The organism is Glycomyces sp. L485 (genome assembly GCF_022548875.1).
Taxonomy (GTDB): domain Bacteria; phylum Actinomycetota; class Actinomycetes; order Mycobacteriales; family Micromonosporaceae; genus Glycomyces.
On sequence record NZ_JAKZEW010000066.1, the window covers coordinates 219 to 15,606 of the forward strand.

The 15,388-nt window shown below is 68.6% G+C and carries 13 protein-coding genes and 1 pseudogene; 2 read left to right on the forward strand and 12 right to left on the reverse strand.

Going from position 1 to position 15,388, the window contains the following annotated elements; translation table 11 throughout:
* Positions 1-69: 69 nt before the first annotated feature.
* Together L0U85_RS19425 and L0U85_RS19430 are read right to left on the reverse strand one after the other, a co-directional pair.
* The gene (locus L0U85_RS19425; RefSeq protein ID WP_241379425.1) at positions 70-912 is read right to left on the reverse strand and encodes a hypothetical protein; all 843 of its coding nucleotides are present in this window, start codon (positions 910-912) and stop codon (positions 70-72) included.
* A gap of 79 nt (positions 913-991) precedes the next feature.
* Positions 992-1,345 carry a DUF6153 family protein gene (locus L0U85_RS19430; RefSeq protein ID WP_241379426.1) on the reverse strand — a complete coding sequence of 118 codons (354 nt, stop codon included), beginning with the start codon at positions 1,343-1,345 and terminating at the stop codon, positions 992-994.
* A 270-nt stretch (positions 1,346-1,615) separates the two neighbouring features.
* Between L0U85_RS19430 and L0U85_RS19435 the strand changes: the two genes are divergently transcribed.
* On the forward strand, positions 1,616-2,041 hold the full coding sequence (locus L0U85_RS19435; protein ID WP_241379427.1) for a hypothetical protein: 426 nt from the start codon (positions 1,616-1,618) through the stop codon (positions 2,039-2,041).
* A 207-nt stretch (positions 2,042-2,248) separates the two neighbouring features.
* On the opposite strand, the gene L0U85_RS19440 is transcribed toward L0U85_RS19435, so the two are convergent.
* The 10 genes and pseudogenes from L0U85_RS19440 to L0U85_RS19485 form a co-directional block, all read right to left on the reverse strand.
* Positions 2,249-3,757, reverse strand: a complete 1,509-nt coding sequence (locus L0U85_RS19440; protein WP_241379428.1) for a multicopper oxidase family protein — start codon at positions 3,755-3,757, stop codon at positions 2,249-2,251.
* A gap of 70 nt (positions 3,758-3,827) precedes the next feature.
* Entirely contained in the window at positions 3,828-4,226 is a 399-nt protein-coding gene (locus L0U85_RS19445) for a hypothetical protein (protein ID WP_241379429.1), read from the reverse strand.
* Positions 4,227-4,424: 198 nt separating this feature from the next.
* Positions 4,425-4,766, reverse strand: a complete 342-nt coding sequence (cutA, locus tag L0U85_RS19450; protein WP_241379430.1) for a divalent-cation tolerance protein CutA — start codon at positions 4,764-4,766, stop codon at positions 4,425-4,427.
* A 198-nt stretch (positions 4,767-4,964) separates the two neighbouring features.
* Positions 4,965-7,475 (reverse strand): annotated as a pseudogene (locus tag L0U85_RS19455) (ATP-dependent Clp protease ATP-binding subunit); the annotation flags it as partial.
* A gap of 371 nt (positions 7,476-7,846) precedes the next feature.
* The gene (locus L0U85_RS19460; protein WP_241379431.1) at positions 7,847-8,200 is read right to left on the reverse strand and encodes an Lsr2 family protein; all 354 of its coding nucleotides are present in this window, start codon (positions 8,198-8,200) and stop codon (positions 7,847-7,849) included.
* A 241-nt stretch (positions 8,201-8,441) separates the two neighbouring features.
* Positions 8,442-9,896, reverse strand: coding sequence for a lysine--tRNA ligase (gene lysS, locus L0U85_RS19465; protein WP_277606084.1), 1,455 nt, complete (start codon positions 9,894-9,896; stop codon positions 8,442-8,444).
* 113 nt (positions 9,897-10,009) lie between these two features.
* Entirely contained in the window at positions 10,010-10,816 is an 807-nt protein-coding gene (gene amrB / locus L0U85_RS19470; protein WP_241379433.1) for an AmmeMemoRadiSam system protein B, read from the reverse strand.
* Between the two features lie 30 nt (positions 10,817-10,846).
* The gene (amrS, locus tag L0U85_RS19475; protein ID WP_241379434.1) at positions 10,847-11,971 is read right to left on the reverse strand and encodes an AmmeMemoRadiSam system radical SAM enzyme; all 1,125 of its coding nucleotides are present in this window, start codon (positions 11,969-11,971) and stop codon (positions 10,847-10,849) included.
* An 83-nt stretch (positions 11,972-12,054) separates the two neighbouring features.
* Complete coding sequence (gene ugpC, locus L0U85_RS19480) at positions 12,055-13,149, reverse strand: sn-glycerol-3-phosphate ABC transporter ATP-binding protein UgpC (protein ID WP_241379435.1); 1,095 nt, start codon at positions 13,147-13,149, stop codon at positions 12,055-12,057.
* A gap of 236 nt (positions 13,150-13,385) precedes the next feature.
* Entirely contained in the window at positions 13,386-14,129 is a 744-nt protein-coding gene (locus L0U85_RS19485) for a hypothetical protein (protein WP_241379436.1), read from the reverse strand.
* Positions 14,130-14,177: 48 nt separating this feature from the next.
* On the opposite strand from L0U85_RS19485, the gene L0U85_RS19490 reads away from it, so the two are divergent.
* Entirely contained in the window at positions 14,178-15,242 is a 1,065-nt protein-coding gene (locus tag L0U85_RS19490) for a UDP-N-acetylmuramate dehydrogenase (protein ID WP_241379437.1), read from the forward strand.
* The last annotated feature ends 146 nt before the right edge of the window (positions 15,243-15,388 follow it).

Sequence of the window (15,388 nt, forward strand, 5' to 3'; positions counted from 1 at the left end):
TTTCCGGGCTCCCCAGGCGCGCCATCAGCCACCAGCCGCCCGTGTCCGGAACATCCCAGGCCAGATCAGCTAGTCGTGCTCCTCGCCTGGCGCGTGGGTGTGGTCCTCTTCCTCGTCGGGCGCCGTGTCCGAGGGTGATTCGGACATATCCTCGCCCGTCTCTTCGGTCATCTCGCCATTCATCTCGTCCATGTCGGCGTCGTTCTCGGTCCCGTGGTCGTGGTCGTGCCCGTCGTCATGCCCTTCCTCGGTCTCCTCATGGCTGTGGGCGTGCTGCAGCGCGCTAGCGACGCCTGGCATGACGGCCGTGCCCAGTGCCAGCACTGCCACCGCCACCGCTGCGCGGTAGCCGGCCGCGGACAGGACCCCGTGGCGCTCGCGCGGCAGCAGGGACCACAGCAGACTGACGATCACGACCACCTCCAGGGCCGTGGTCAGCGCATCGGCGACCCCGACGGCCTCGGGCACGTTGGCATGGGGCCCGAACGGCACTCCCCTGATGCGGCTGAGTCCCCAAAGGCCGAGGAAGCCGAGGTTGGCCATGACGCCTGCCACGGACATGAACCTGTTGCCGAACGGAATGATCAGCGCGGCCCACGCGATCTGGAAGAACGCCATGCCGAGGAAGAGCAGCCCGGCCAGCGCCCATTCGGACCAATGAGGGTCGACTGCGGCGGCGTGAATTATTCCGGCCGCCGCGCTGGCCAGCGCGGCCATGACCCGGGCCAGGCGGGTCTCGGTGCGGTCGCGGTGACTGCGCGAAGGCTTTCCCCGCCGCATCGGCTCGGGACCGGGCGGCCGCCCGGGAGGGGACGAGTGCCCAGCCGAGGGGAACGGGGCCGGTCCGCCGGCATAGGGCGATCGCCCCGCTATGGGTTCGCCGGTGGTTCGAGGAGGATAGTCGGGATGCACGGGAGGTCTCCTTGAGGTCGATTGCCGCGGGTCCGCGGCATGGTCTCGATTCGTGTTCGCGCCTGTCGGGCGGCGGAATCTAGATCCGGTTGACCTGGAGCTCGGAGACGAGGGAGGGCGGGGCGCGGCCGTTGGGGCCCGTCTCGGCGGGGCCGTTCGGACGGGTCGTGGCGGTTGCGGTCAGGTGGGAGGGCGCGAGCGTCTCGGTCGGCGCCGCGTCCACGACGGTCGGCGGCAGCAGGAGCCCGCAGGACTCCTCGTGGCCGTCCTGTTCGTGGTGCGATTTTTCGGTGCAGTCGGTGTCGCCGTGGGCGGAGTGCGCGTCGTCGTGACCGAGCACCGTGGGGTGACCGTGCAGATTTATCAGATGACCCAGGGTGACTACCGTGGCGAGTGCGACGAGCCAGGGGACTGCCCGGCTGCGCGTTAGCACGTGCGACACCACTCCTGTCTCGGCTCTCGAACAGCGATGCTAGCTCATGTTCGGGTCCTGAGGAGGGGCCGTCTCGGAGCCGTGCCAGCGCCCAACCTTCGAGGTCGTACCCGGCCGGTGGTGACGCTGGGCCGATATCTCGGGCGCGGGATCGGGGGCCGGCTACGCCCGCGTGTGGCGGCGGAGCCCTCGCAACTACGGCGATCACCGGATCCGAAGCGCTTTCGTCCGTTATGTTCGGCAGGTTCGTACCCGACGGAACGGAGGGGCATGCGAAGCTGGGGATGGTCGGCCGCTGCCGCGATTGTCGCGTCGGTGCTGCTGGCGGGCTGCGCGGGCCTGGCTGCCTCGACCGGCTCGGAGACGGACCGGATCGTCGCCGAGATCCACACGCAGGTGCGGACCACGGGATTGGTCGCCCGAGCCGGGCTCCCCGAGCCCACCCCGGTGCCGGCCCTCGAAGTCGTACTCGACGACACCCATTCTCGGCTGGTCAGCACCGGCGAGCGCGTACTCGACCTGCCGCCTGACGAGCCGGTCCGCGACGACCTGATCACACTCGTCGACGCGGCACTGCAACTGGTCGAGCGAGTCCGCACCGCCCTGGAATCCGGCGACCACGCCGAACTGCGCGACTCCCGCAGCCGCGCCGACGAGCTGGCCGCCGAGCTGGACGAGTTGAGCGAGCGGCTGTGAAGACGGGAGAGACCGCCGAAGCGGCCTCTCCTACAGAACGGCACTTCCGCGCGTTCGTGGCGCGCATCCCGGGGGCCGACCGTGCTGGTCGCTGACGCGCTGGGCGCCGACGTGCTCGGTCCGGCCGGGTCCTCGACATCCGCACCCGCCCTTCGGCGAGTCCCTCGTCGTCGACGGCCTCATCCGCTTGTCAAGCCCGGACCCGATTCACACCCGGTATCCGATGACGGCCATCATCCCCGCCTCACCGTGGTAAACGTTGTGACAGTGGACCATCCAACGCCCGGGGTTGACGGCGTCGAAGTCGACCTCCAGGGTCTGGCCCGGCAGCACGATCGCGGTGTCCTTGCGCAGCCCCGAATCGGCGAGCGCGAACGTGTGGCCGTGCAGGTGCATCGGGTGCCACATGTCGTGACCGTTGGCGAACCGCAGCCGCACGCGTTCGCCCTCTTCGATCGCGTAAGGGTTGTCGAGGTCGTGCGGCCTGCCGTTGATGGACCAGTCGTAGTCCATCATCCCGCCGACGAGCTCCAGGTCGATCGTCCGGTCGGGTTCGCGCGCCTCCAGCGCCGCCCCCTCGGCCGGTTCCAACTCGTCGTAGGCGAGGACGTGCCCGGTCAGCTCCTCTGGTGCGAAGTCCGCCGGCGGGGCCTCGCCGGAACCGGTGCGCACCAGGGCCCGGCCCCGCGCGCGTTTCCCCTCGGCCTCGGCGACCAGCGCGAACACGCCGTCCTCGAGTGTCGTGATCGCGTCGTAGCGTTCACCCATGCCGACCAGGATCGAGTCGGTCTCGACCGGTGCGCACGGGAATCCGTCGGTGTGGGTGACCGTGAGGCGGTGTCCGGCCAGCGCGACCCGGTAGGCGGTGTCACCGCCGGCGTTGATGAGGCGGATGCGCACGCGCGCACCGGGGTCGGCCTCGAACACCTCGGGGTCGGCGGCCACCCGCCCGTTGACGAGGTGGTGCGGATAGTGAACGTCGCCGGCGTCGGGGCCGAGGATGTCGGAGGACGCGCCCATGAGGGTGTGGCCGTCGACTGCCGTCTCCATGTCCATGTCGCCGTGGCCGCCGTGGTCCATCCCTCCCATACCCTCGCGGAGTTGGGCCAGGACGTCCTCGGGTGTGCCGGTGACGCCGTCCATCCAGTCGTCGAGCACCACCGTCCACTCCAGATCCCAGTCGGCCGGCTCGTCGGGGTCCTCGACTATGAGCGGGGCGTACAGGCCCCGGTCGAGCTGCACTCCGACGTGCGGGTGGAACCAGTAGGTGCCCGGGTCCGGGGCGGTGAACTTGTAGGTGAACGTCTCGCCCGGGGCGATCGCGGCCTGGGTGACGTCGGGGACGCCGTCGGCGTCGCAGCGCAGTTGGACACCGTGCCAGTGGATCGTGGTCGGATCCGGCAGGTCGTTGACGATGGTCGCCTTGACCTGCTCACCTTTGGAGAGGCGGATCGGGTCCCCGGGGACCTTGCCGCCGTAGCTCCAGGTGGTGACCGTCGGGCCGCCGAAATCTACCTCGGATTCGACGGCGTTGAGGTTGAACTCCCGGACGGGGCCGGGAGAACGATCGGCTTCGGCGGCGGCGACCCGATCGGAGTCGGACTCGACGAAGGACCGAGCGGGCCGCTCTTCGTCAGAGGAGCAGGCTGCGAGGCCGCCGAACGGGAGTGCGACGGCTCCGCCGCGCAGAAGGGAACGACGTGTCAATGCACGCATGGTGATCGATGCCTTTCGGATGGCGTTGGACTGCGGAATTCGGCGTCTTGTCCCCGTGCGGGGGCCGAATCTAGATCCGCAGCACCGCGATCCGATTGAGCCGGAGGCCGGTGGGTTTCAATCGGGGCGGCCGGAGACGGAACCGTGGAGACTCCGGTCCGATCCGGTCTGCTCGCGTGCCCGGCAGGTCCCACAGACGGAACCAGCGGGCCGGGCGGAGGCACTCGGCGATGAAGCGGGCGACGACTGCGCCGCAGACCATGATGCCGAACATGCCCATCAGCGAAAACGGGTCGGTCTCTTCGTCGCCCGGGACCGTCCCGGCCTCCTGGGCGCGCCCGTCGTGGGCCGCGTGCGCGACCGCGACTGTCGTCCCGTGCCGATCACCGCCGTGCCCGACAGAGTGCATGGCGACGACACCGACCATGAGGGCGGCGGCGAATACGACATGTGCGAGCTTCGAGGCCACAGCGCCACCATAGCCGGGGAGAGGCCGCACGGGGAGGACCAGGTCTCCCTGGTGGGCGACGGCGCCGGCCGTCCCGGTGCCGCCTGCCGCTTCGCGAGAAGCGAGGCGGCGGCGATGATCGCCAGTCCGGCGCCGTCGCGTGCGGCCCTGCGGCCCGCCGACCGGTCCGGGGCCGGACGGGTGACCGCCTTCGGCGGATCAGAGGGTCTCGGTCTCGCTGATGACCCACTGGTGGTACGCCGGGTTGGCCGCCATCACCGGCACTGCGATCACACACGGCACCTCGTACGGGTGCAGCTCCTCGACGCGGCTGACGATCGTCGGCACCAGTGACGCCCTGGTGTGGAGGCGGACCCGCTCCTCAGGCTGGTGTTCGATCTTCCCGTCCCAGATGAACGTCGAATGCACCCAGTCCGAGCGCTGCCCGCACGCCACCAGGCGCTCGAACAGCAGCGTCTCCACCATCTGCTGCATCAGGCTGGTGCGCGGGCCGGTGACGACCACCTCGCAGATCGGTTCCGGGTTCGGTACCTGGTCCACGGCTATCCCTCCCTCACATTGCGGTGTGAAGCGCGCGGGGCGGGACCTCGGAAGGTCCCGCCCCGTCACGTGTGCACTCGCCGATCAGCGCGGCTAAGCGGCGCCGCCCTCACCGGCCATGCCGCCTCGCGGCCCGGCTCCCGGGCTCTTCGGCGGCATGGTGCCGGTTCCTGCGCCGGGGCTCTTCGGGGCCCGCTCGCCGGCCAGTTCGGTCGGCGGCGTGTCCGGGATCCCCGCGGGCTTGTCGGCGCCGCGGTAGGTCAGGCGCGCGTTCTCGATGTCCTTGGGATCGCCCTCGACGTCGACGATCACTATCTGGCCCGCCACGAACTCGTTGAACAGGATCTTCTCCGAGAGCGTGTCCTCGATCTCGCGCTGGATCGTGCGACGCAGCGGCCGCGCCCCGAGCACCGGGTCGTAGCCCTTGTGCCCCAGGTACAGCTTGGCGTTGTCGGTGAGCTCCAGGGCCATGTCGCGGTTCGCGAGCTGGTCCTCGATGCGCTTGACCATGAGGTCGACGATCTCGACGATCTCGGGTTCGGAGAGCTTCGGGAACACGATGGTGTCGTCGATGCGGTTGAGGAACTCCGGCCTGAAGTGGTTCTTCAGCTCGTCGGAGACCTTCTCCTTCATCCGCTCGTAGTCGTTGTCGGCCTCGTCTCCGGACTGGAAGCCCAGCGTGACGGCCTTGCCGACGTCCCTCGAACCGAGGTTCGTGGTCAGGATGAGGACCGTGTTCTTGAAGTCGACGATCCGGCCCTGGCCGTCGGTGAGGCGCCCGTCCTCCAGGATCTGCAGGAGCGTGTTGAACACGTCCGGGTGGGCCTTCTCGATCTCGTCGAACAGGACCACGCTGAACGGCTTCCTGCGGACCTTCTCGGTGAGCTGCCCGCCCTCGTCGTAGCCGACGTAGCCGGGAGGCGCACCGACCAGGCGCGAGACCGTGTAGCGGTCGTGGAACTCGGACATGTCGAGCTGGATGAGGGCGTCCTCGGAGCCGAACAGGAACTCCGCGAGTGCCTTGGCCAGCTCGGTCTTGCCGACACCCGAGGGGCCGGCGAAGATGAACGAGCCCGACGGGCGCTTGGGGTCCTTGAGGCCGGCCCGGGTGCGGCGGATCGCCTGGCTGACGGCCTTGACGGCGTCGGTCTGGCCGATGATCCGCTTGTGCAGCTCGTCCTCCATGCGCAGCAGTCGGCTGGTCTCCTCCTCGGTGAGCTTGTAGACCGGGATGCCGGTCCAGTTCGCGAGGACCTCGGAGATCATCTCCTCGTCGACCTCGGTGACCTGGTCGAGGTCGCCGGCCTTCCACTCCTGCTCGCGCTTGGCGCGCTTCTCGTGCAGGCGCTTCTCGGTGTCGCGCAACCGAGCGGCGGCCTCGAAGTCCTGCGCGTCGATCGCGGACTCCTTGTCGCGGCGGGTCTCGGCGATCTCCTCGTCGATCTCGCGCAGGTCCGGCGGCGCGGTCATGCGGCGGATGCGCATCCGGGCGCCGGCCTCGTCGATCAGGTCGATCGCCTTGTCCGGCAGGAAGCGGTCAGAGATGTACCGGTCGGCCAGCGTCGCGGCCTGCACCAGGGCGCCGTCGGTGATCGAGACGCGGTGGTGCGCCTCGTAGCGGTCGCGCAGACCCTTGAGGATCTCGATGGTGTGCGACAGGCTCGGCTCGGCGACCTGGATCGGCTGGAAGCGGCGCTCCAGGGCGGCGTCCTTCTCCAGGTACTTGCGGTACTCGTCGAGCGTGGTCGCGCCGATCGTCTGGAGCTCGCCGCGGGCCAGCATCGGCTTGAGGATGCTGGCGGCGTCGATCGCGCCTTCGGCGGCGCCGGCCCCGACGAGCGTGTGGATCTCGTCGATGAACAGGATGATGTCGCCGCGGGTCTTGATCTCCTTGAGGACCTTCTTCAGGCGCTCCTCGAAGTCGCCGCGGTACCGCGAGCCGGCCACCAGCGCGCCCAGGTCCAGCGTGTAGAGCTGCTTCTCCTTGAGCGTCTCGGGCACCTCGCCCTTGGTGATCGCCTGCGCGAGACCCTCGACGGCGGCGGTCTTGCCGACGCCGGGCTCGCCGATGAGCACCGGGTTGTTCTTGGTGCGGCGGCTCAAGACCTGCATGACGCGTTCGATCTCGCGCTGACGGCCGATGACCGGGTCGAGCTTGCCGTCCCGGGCGGCCTGCGTCAGGTTGCGGCCGAACTGGTCCAAAACGAGGGAACCGGACTGCTGCGCCTCGGTGGAGGTGCCGCCGGCGGTCGCGCCGGCCGGCTCCTTGCCCTGGTAGCCGGACAGCAGCTGCAGCACCTGCTGGCGGACCCGGTTGAGGTCGGCGCCGAGCTTGATGAGCACCTGCGCCGCCACGCCCTCGCCCTCGCGGATCAGGCCAAGGAGGATGTGTTCGGTCCCAATGTAGTTGTGGCCGAGCTGGAGCGCCTCGCGCAGGCTCAACTCGAGCACCTTCTTCGCCCGAGGGGTGAAGGGAATGTGCCCAGAGGGGGCCTGCTGGCCCTGCCCGATGATCTCCTCGACCTGCTGACGGACGCCTTCCAGGGAGATGCCAAGGCTCTCCAGGGCCTTCGCCGCCACGCCCTCGCCCTCGTGGATGAGGCCGAGCAGGATGTGTTCCGTGCCGATGTAGTTGTGGTTGAGCATCCTGGCCTCTTCTTGGGCCAGAACAACCACGCGTCGAGCACGGTCGGTAAACCGTTCAAACATGCGCTTCTGCTCCTCGCGTCCGCCGCTACTTGTCGTCAATACTGGTCGTGGCTTGCAAAACCCTGTGGGTACACCTTATCTCCCGAGCTCGGCGGCGCCGGGTGCCACGTGGGTGACAACAAGCGTGCCTGGTGGTGCATTCCCGATGACTCGGCGTTCGCTGTGAGCGCAATGCCGCTTCGGGCAGGACCGGAACTGACTGCTCCAATGATGTACTGAGGGTGTGACAACCAGTGGAGGCCCATGGATTGGGCCTACCCGCGACCGTGGGACGCGAAACGCCCGCGACCCGGAATCCGGGGCGGGCGTTCAGCCGATCGAGCGTAGAGGACTGAGCCGTGGACGCAAGTCCGAACGGGCTCCCGGCGCCCCTAGTTGTGGGCCGCGTTGTATTCCTCGACGATGTTCTGCGGAATGCGGCCGCGCGGCGACACTTTCTTGCCACTGCGTTCGGCCCACTCGCGGATGGCCTTGTTCTGCTCGCGGTCAACCGCGAGACGGCGGGTCGAGGTGCCACGGGAGGGGCCACGGACGACGCCGACCGTGTACCGGCCGAGTCTCGTGCCGGCCTCCTGGAATTTCGCCAGGGACTCGCGAAGCTCATTGGCGTGCGTCGCGGAAAGGTCGATCTCGTAGGCCTGGCCGTCGATGGCGAATTTGACGGTCTCCTCAGCCTTGCCGCCGTCGATATCGTCGATCAGGATGACCTGTGTCTTCTTCGCCATGGCAAATTCCTCTCGATGAGCAGCGACTAGCACTTACCGGCACAAACCGTTGTTAGTGCCAGAGCATATACGAGTCCCTTAGAGAAGCGAAAGAGGGTCTCGGTGAAAGATCATATCCCCTCACCTCCCGAACCGGAATTGCGGGCTTCACCTCAGCTTGCGAGCCGTCAATTCGTACAGCCACGGGAGTGTCTAGACGAAAGGGACCGCGTCGTGCTCCCACAACGCGGACCATTTCTTTCTATTCCGGTTTCACCAGCGGGAAGAGGATCGTCTCTCGGATACCGAGTCCGGTGAGCGCCATAAGCAACCGGTCGATTCCCATGCCCATGCCGCACAGTGGCGGCATCCCGTATTCCATCGCCCGCAGGAAGTCCTCGTCGACCCGCATGGCCTCGACGTCGCCTTTCGCGGCGAGCCTGGCCTGCGCTTCGAGCCGCTCGCGCTGGACCACCGGGTCGATCAGCTCGGAATAGCCGGTCGCGGTCTCGACGCCGCGGATGTACAGATCCCATTTCTCGGTCAGCCCTGGAGTCGACCGGTGACCGCGGGTGAGCGGAGAGGTCTCCTCGGGGTAGTCGAGCACGAACGTCGGCGCGTGAAGGTCGCCGACCACGAGGTGCTCGAACAATTCCTCGGCGAGTTTGCCCGGACCCCACAACGGGTCGACTCCGAGCTCGACTTTGTCGGCGTAGGCCCGCAACCGGTCCAGTGGAGTGTCAACCGTCACGTTCTCTCCGAGTGCTTCGGAGAGGGATCCGAACAGGGTGATCTCGGCCCAATCGCCGCCCAGGTCGTAGGATGACCCGTCGCCGAGTTCGACCTCGGTCGTGCCGAACACGGACTGCGCGGCGCCCTGAATGAGCGACTTGGTGAGTTCGGCGATCGTGCGGTAGTCGCCGTAGGCCTGATATGCCTCCAGCATCGCGAACTCCGGAGAATGCGAGGAATCGGCTCCCTCGTTGCGGAAGTTCCGGTTGATCTCGAATACGCGGTCGATGCCGCCGACTACGCACCGTTTCAAATACAACTCCGGCGCGATGCGCATGTACAGATCGATGTCGTACGCATTCATGTGGGTGACGAACGGCCGGGCCGTCGCCCCGCCCGGCTGTACCTGCATCATCGGCGTCTCGACTTCGATGAAGTCGCGCTCGTCGAGTTGCTCGCGAATGGACCGGACGACCGCGGAGCGGCCCCGGGCCGCGGCCCGCGCCTCCGGGCGCACGATGAGGTCGACATAGCGCTGGCGCACCCGCGTCTCCTCGGCGAGCGGCTTGTGCGCCACCGGAAGCGGACGCAGGGCCTTCGCGGTGATCGCGTAGGAGTCGGCCATGACCGACAGCTCGCCGCGCTTGGAGGTTACGACCTCGCCGGTGACGCCGATGTGGTCGCCGATGTCGGCCAGGCGCTTCCATTCGTCGAGCGCCTCAGCGCCGATCCTGCCCTGCGAGAGCATCACCTGGAACTCGGTGCCGTCGCCGTCGCGCAGCCGCGCGAAGCACAGCTTCCCGGCGACCCGGACGAAGATGACGCGGCCGGTGGCCGCGACCGTGACACCGGAGGACTCGCCCGCCTCCAGGTGCGCGAACTGCTCGCGCAGCTCGGCGAGCGAGTGCGTGCGGGGGTAGCCCAGCGCGTACGGCTCCTTGCCCGCCTCGATGAGCGCCGCGCGCTTCTCGCGCCGGATCCGCATCTGCTCGGGTAGGTCGTCGCCGGTCTCGTGGGTCTGCTCGTGCTCGGTCACGTCTTACAGGGTAAACGCCGCTTTCTCCGGACGGCGTGCGACTTTCGCCGCACCGGGGCGCATCACAAGCCGGGCCGGGGCGACTCGATCGCGAACGCGCAATAGCCGACGACACGGTCGGTTTGGCCGGTGACGTCGGCGGAGGTGGCGATCGCGAGCTGGCGGGGTCGCCGTCCGGTCGCGTCGGCCCACGCGACGGTGCCGCGCAGGGCGAACACTCCGCAGGCGTGGTTGGTGGAGATCTCACGGGGCCGAAGGGCCCTGACGGACTCGGCGGTGGACCGGTCGACGCGGACGGCCGTCTCCTGGTCGTGGTAGTGCGACAGGTCGGTGGAGCACAGCAGGACGGCGCCCTCCCCGGCCTCGGCCAGGAGCGACCCGATGACGCGGGCCGTGTCGGGGGTCTGGCTCATGCCGACGGCGACGGGCGTGATCTCGATGTCGTCGCCGAGGGCGACCTGGAGGAACGGCAGCTGCACCTCCAAGGAGTGCTCCTGGGCGTGCGGGAGCAGCGAGGAGCCGACGATCCGGGTGGGCGCGGCCCTGACGCGGCCGAGCGGGGTCTCCCAAGCGGTGTACGGGGCGGCGGCGTGGCCGCGCAGCGGATGGTGGTGCGAGGGCCCGACGAGGACGACGCGGCTGATGCGGTCGCGGTGCCTCGCGAGGCGCGCATAGACCTCCGCGGCGACGTGTCCGGAGAAGCGGTGGCCGGCGTGGGGGACGACGTAAGCCGCGGCGAGCGGTTCGTCGCCGACCTCGACGTGGTCGAGGAGCCGGGTGATCCCGGTGCGGAGCCCGCCGGGGTCGGCGGTGTAGAACCGGCCGGCGACGGCCGGCGGCCTGACGGTGTCTGATTTCGTCGAGGGCATGATCTCGCGTCTCTCGGGTGATGGTTCCTGTTACTTGTGTGACGGCGGGGCGAGCCGAACTGGTTGTCGTCTCGGTCCCCAGTCTCCGGCGGGACCCTCGAAAACACCGGGAACGTCCACACCGCAGAACATGCATTGTCCGGAATTTGACAGTGCATAACAGTCAATTCGGTACCAATCGCGGACGACGAGAGATTCGCCACAGCCCGGACAGTACGTCGTCTGGCCGCCGGGATCGTGGATATTGCCGGTGTAGACGTACTCCAGGCCCGCTTCGAGGGCGATCCGGCGGGCACGCCGGAGCGTGGCCGGCGGAGTCGCAGGGACATCGCGCATCTTGAAATCCGGGTGGAACGCGGTGAAGTGCAGCGGGACGCCGGTACCGAGATGCTCGGCGATCCAGGCGCACTCGGCGGCGATCTCACCGTCCGAGTCGTTGTGCCCGGGGATGAGGAGCGTGGTGATCTCGGTCCACACCTCGGTCTCGTGAACGAGGTACTCGAGCGTGTCCAAGACCTTGGGGAGGGAGGAGAAGGTGATCTTCTTGTAGAACTCCTCGGTGAACGCCTTGAGGTCGATGTTCGCCGCGTCCATGTGCGAGTACAGCTCGGCCCTCGGGGCCGGGTTGATGTACCCGGCCGAGACCGCGACGGCCTTGAGGCCGAGCTCGCGCGCGGCGTCGGCGCAGTCGACCGCGTACTCCAAGAAGATCGTCGGATCGTTGTAGGTGAACGCGATCGACTTGCAGCCCAGGCGCTTGGCTTCGTCCGCGAGCGTCTCGGGCGCGGCGGAGGAGGTGAGCGTGTCGATCTCGCGGGACTTGGAGATGTCCCAGTTCTGGCAGAACCGGCACGCCAGGTTGCACCCGGCCGTCCCGAACGACAGGACCGGCGTGCCGGGCAGGAAGTGGTTCAGCGGCTTCTTCTCGATCGGGTCGACGCAGAAGCCCGAAGATCGCCCGTACGAGGTGAGGACGATCTGGTCGCCGGCGCGGGCCCGCACGAAGCACAAGCCCCGCTGTCCCTCGCGCAGCCGGCACGCGCGCGGGCAGACGGTGCACTCGACGCGGCCGTCGTCGAGCGCGCGGTGGTAGTCGGTACCGACGGTGAAGGAGTCGGTGCCGTCCACACGCGGCCTGGCAGTGACGGCGGCCATACCGCAACGGTAGCGCCCGCGCGCGAAAAACAGACCGCGCGGCGCCCCGGGGGCGGGCGCCGCGCGGTCTTCAGTCAGGCCTGTTAGTTGAGGCGGCTGCCGCTGACGGCGTGGAAGACGTGCTCGTGGCCCGGCTCGGGGACCACGTGGACCGTCTCGGCCAGGCGCGGCACGTTCGCCGAGTCGGTCCGGACGACGAAGCGCTCCGACGAGCCGTTGTAAACGGCGTGCCCGTACACGTATGCCTCGGAGCCGAGCTCCTCGACGAGGTCGACCTCGATCGGGATGCCGCCGGAGGTGCCGCTGCCGAGCTTGCAGTGCTCGGGACGGATCCCGATGGTGACTTCCTGGTCTGCGCCCTCGCCGGTGGCGGCGTCGCGGACCTCGCGCGAGAGCGGGAGGGTCACATCGCCGAACAGGGCGCCGCCCTCGGTCAGCTTGACGGTCTTGATGTTCATGGCAGGCGAGCCGATGAACCCGGCGACGAACACGTTGCCGGGCGTCTCGTAGAGCACGCGCGGCGTGTCGCACTGCTGGAGCAGGCCGTCCTTGAGCACCGCGATGCGGTGGCCCATCGTCATGGCCTCGATCTGGTCGTGGGTGACGTAGACGGTGGTGATGCCCAGACGCTTCTGGAGCGAGGCGATCTGGGAGCGGGTCTGCACACGCAGCTTGGCGTCGAGGTTGGACAGCGGCTCGTCCATGAGGAACACCTGCGGCTCGCGCACGATGGCGCGGCCCATGGCGACACGCTGGCGCTGGCCACCGGACAGGGCCTTGGGCTTGCGGTGGAGGTAGTCCGTGAGGTCGAGGAGCTTCGCCGCCTCTTCCACGCGCTGCTTGATGTCGGCCTTCGGCATGCGGCGCAGCTTGAGGGCGAACGCCATGTTGTCGAAGACGGACATGTGAGGGTAAAGCGCGTAGTTCTGGAAGACCATCGCGATGTCGCGGGACTTCGGCGGGAGGTTCGAGACGTCGGTCTCGTTGATGAAGACCGAGCCCTCGTCGACCTCTTCGAGGCCGGCGAGCATGCGAAGCGAGGTGGACTTGCCGCAACCGGAGGGCCCGACGAGGACGAGGAACTCGCCGTCCTGGACTTCGAGGTTGAGCCGGTCGACTGCGGGTTCTTCCGAACCCGGGTAGATGCGCGTGGCATCCTGATAGGTCACTGTGGCCATGGTGAGGTCCTTTCACTGGCAGGTACGTGCCAGACGATCCGTTGTAAAAGGGACTGCTTGCGCAGACCGCGCCGCGGACCTCGCTTGAGCGCGACCCTGCGTTGCGGCATGCCCGCCGCGCGTGCGTTGCCGCCGCGAAGCGTGAGCCGAGCCTAGCGGCATCTGAATGCCTTTGCCAAGACCGCGGCGCTCAATTGTCCGGTTTCCCGGGAAAGTATATGGAACCGTTACCCGCGTCACTCCACCCGCAAGGCCTGGAGCAGGGCCTCGTCACCGCGGACGTCGCAGATCCCGAACGGCAGGCGCCCCCACAACGCCAGGGCGATGTCCGAGGCGGAGCCGGCCGCGCGGGCCTGGAGCGCGATCCCCGAATCAGGATGGTCGAGCACGGCGACACGGCCGTCCCGGAGGCGCACGAACCAGGACGCGTCGGCGTCCTGCGCGAACAACTGCGCCAGGCCGACCGTCTCGGGGTGCTCGCCGCGGCGGACACCGACGGGAATGAACGCCTCGAAGACCTCCGAGATCGCCTCGACCGCGAGCGCGGCGGGGACCGGAGCGGTGGCGCCGACCGCCATCTGGACGTCCCAGCGGGCGAGGCCGGTGGCGACGGTGACGCGGCGGTGCCAGAACTCGGCCCTCCACTGCACCGGCGCCCACGTCCAGGCGGGCGTGTCGGGCGGATGGGATTCGAGCGCGTCGACGGCATGGCCGAGGGCCTCGTCGAACACGCCCAGAGTTTCGGCGTCCTCGAAGCCGACCAGCGGAGGCTCGGGCACATCCTCCTCCCCGACGCCCGCGTCCAAGGCGGCCACCGTCCACCGGTAGAGGCGGATGAGCTCGGCAAGAACCCCCGCGACGGTGATGTCCGGTCGCGAGGGGACCGTGCGGCCGAGCACCTCGCGGTCGACGATCTCGCGCAGACCGCCGGCCTCGTTCTTCAACTCGGTCAAGTAGTCCGTGATGCGTGGCTTAGACATGGGTGACCGCCGATCGTTGTAGCCCACATAAAGCTTAGGCTGTGCGACGTGACCGACGCCAGCCCACCGACAAGCCTAAACCGTGCGACAGGTCGAACTCCCGACAAAACGCTCGGGCGCTTCACGACCCTGCGGCTCGGCGGCCCCGCACGGGAACTGGTGGAGGCCAAGACCTCCGAAGAAGCCATAGAAGCGCTACGCGAAGCCGACGGCCCGACGCTCGTGCTCGCCGGCGGCAGCAACGTCGTCGTCGGCGACGAGGGCTTCGACGGAACGGTCGTCCTACTGCGCGGCGGCGGCATCCAACACCTCGGCGACGGCCTGGTCCGGGTGCAGGCCGGACAAGGCTGGGACGACTTCGTGGCCTGGACGGTCGAACACGGACTCTCCGGCGTCGAATGCCTCAGCGGCATCCCCGGATCGGCGGGCGCGACCCCGATCCAGAACGTCGGCGCCTACGGCCAGGAGGTCGCCCAGACCATCGCGGCGGTGAAGGCCTGGGACCGCCGGACCGGCGAGATCCGCGAACTCACCCCCGCCGAATGCCGCTTCGCCTATCGCCACAGCACCTTCAAACACAACGACCGCCACCTCGTGATGAGCGTCGACTTCCGCCTCCACCAGAGCGGCCTCTCCCAGCCGATCGCCTACGCCGAGGCCGCCAGACGCCTCGGCGTCGACGTCGGCGACCGGGTCCCCCTCCGCGACGCCCGAGAGACCGTCATCGGGCTGCGCCGCGGCAAAGGCATGGTCCTCGACGAGCACGACCACGACACCTGGAGCGCCGGGTCCTTCTTCACCAACCCGATCGTCAGCGCCCACGACTTCCACAAGATCGTCCAAGGCCTCGGCAAGGACGCCCCGCACTGGCCCGCGGGCGACGACATCAAACTCTCAGCCGCGTGGCTCATCGGCGCCGCGGGCTTCGCCAAGGGCCACCGGAAGGGCAACGCGGGCCTGTCGACCAAACACACTCTCGCGCTCACCAACCGGGGCGGGGCGACGACGGCCGAACTGCTCGCGCTGGCAAAGGAAGTCGCCGACAAGGTCGAAACGGAGTTCGGCATCCGCCTGCGCCCCGAGCCGGTCCTCGTCGGCACCGACTGGCGATGACCTGGACGAGGAGCGGCCGCTGAGCACGCTCCGTCGGCTCGGGTGGTGCCTTTGGGCGCCTGGGGAGGCCTGAAATGGCCCCTGTTCGGGGGCGGCGTCTTTCACGTGGGTGGTTGTTGTGCGCCAAGGGCGGCGGCGACGAAGGC

Coding starts and splice junctions, on each gene's coding strand:
- ugpC (WP_241379435.1), bottom strand. CDS start 13,149: ATGGCCACAGTGACCTATCAGGATGCCACGCGCATCTACCCGGGTTCG.
- amrB (WP_241379433.1), bottom strand. CDS start 10,816: ATGCCCTCGACGAAATCAGACACCGTCAGGCCGCCGGCCGTCGCCGGC.
- lysS (WP_277606084.1), bottom strand. CDS start 9,896: ATGCGGATCCGGCGCGAGAAGCGCGCGGCGCTCATCGAGGCGGGCAAG.
- L0U85_RS19460 (WP_241379431.1), bottom strand. CDS start 8,200: ATGGCGAAGAAGACACAGGTCATCCTGATCGACGATATCGACGGCGGC.
- L0U85_RS19435 (WP_241379427.1), top strand. CDS start 1,616: ATGCGAAGCTGGGGATGGTCGGCCGCTGCCGCGATTGTCGCGTCGGTG.
- amrS (WP_241379434.1), bottom strand. CDS start 11,971: ATGGCCGCCGTCACTGCCAGGCCGCGTGTGGACGGCACCGACTCCTTC.
- L0U85_RS19440 (WP_241379428.1), bottom strand. CDS start 3,757: ATGCGTGCATTGACACGTCGTTCCCTTCTGCGCGGCGGAGCCGTCGCA.
- L0U85_RS19485 (WP_241379436.1), bottom strand. CDS start 14,129: ATGTCTAAGCCACGCATCACGGACTACTTGACCGAGTTGAAGAACGAG.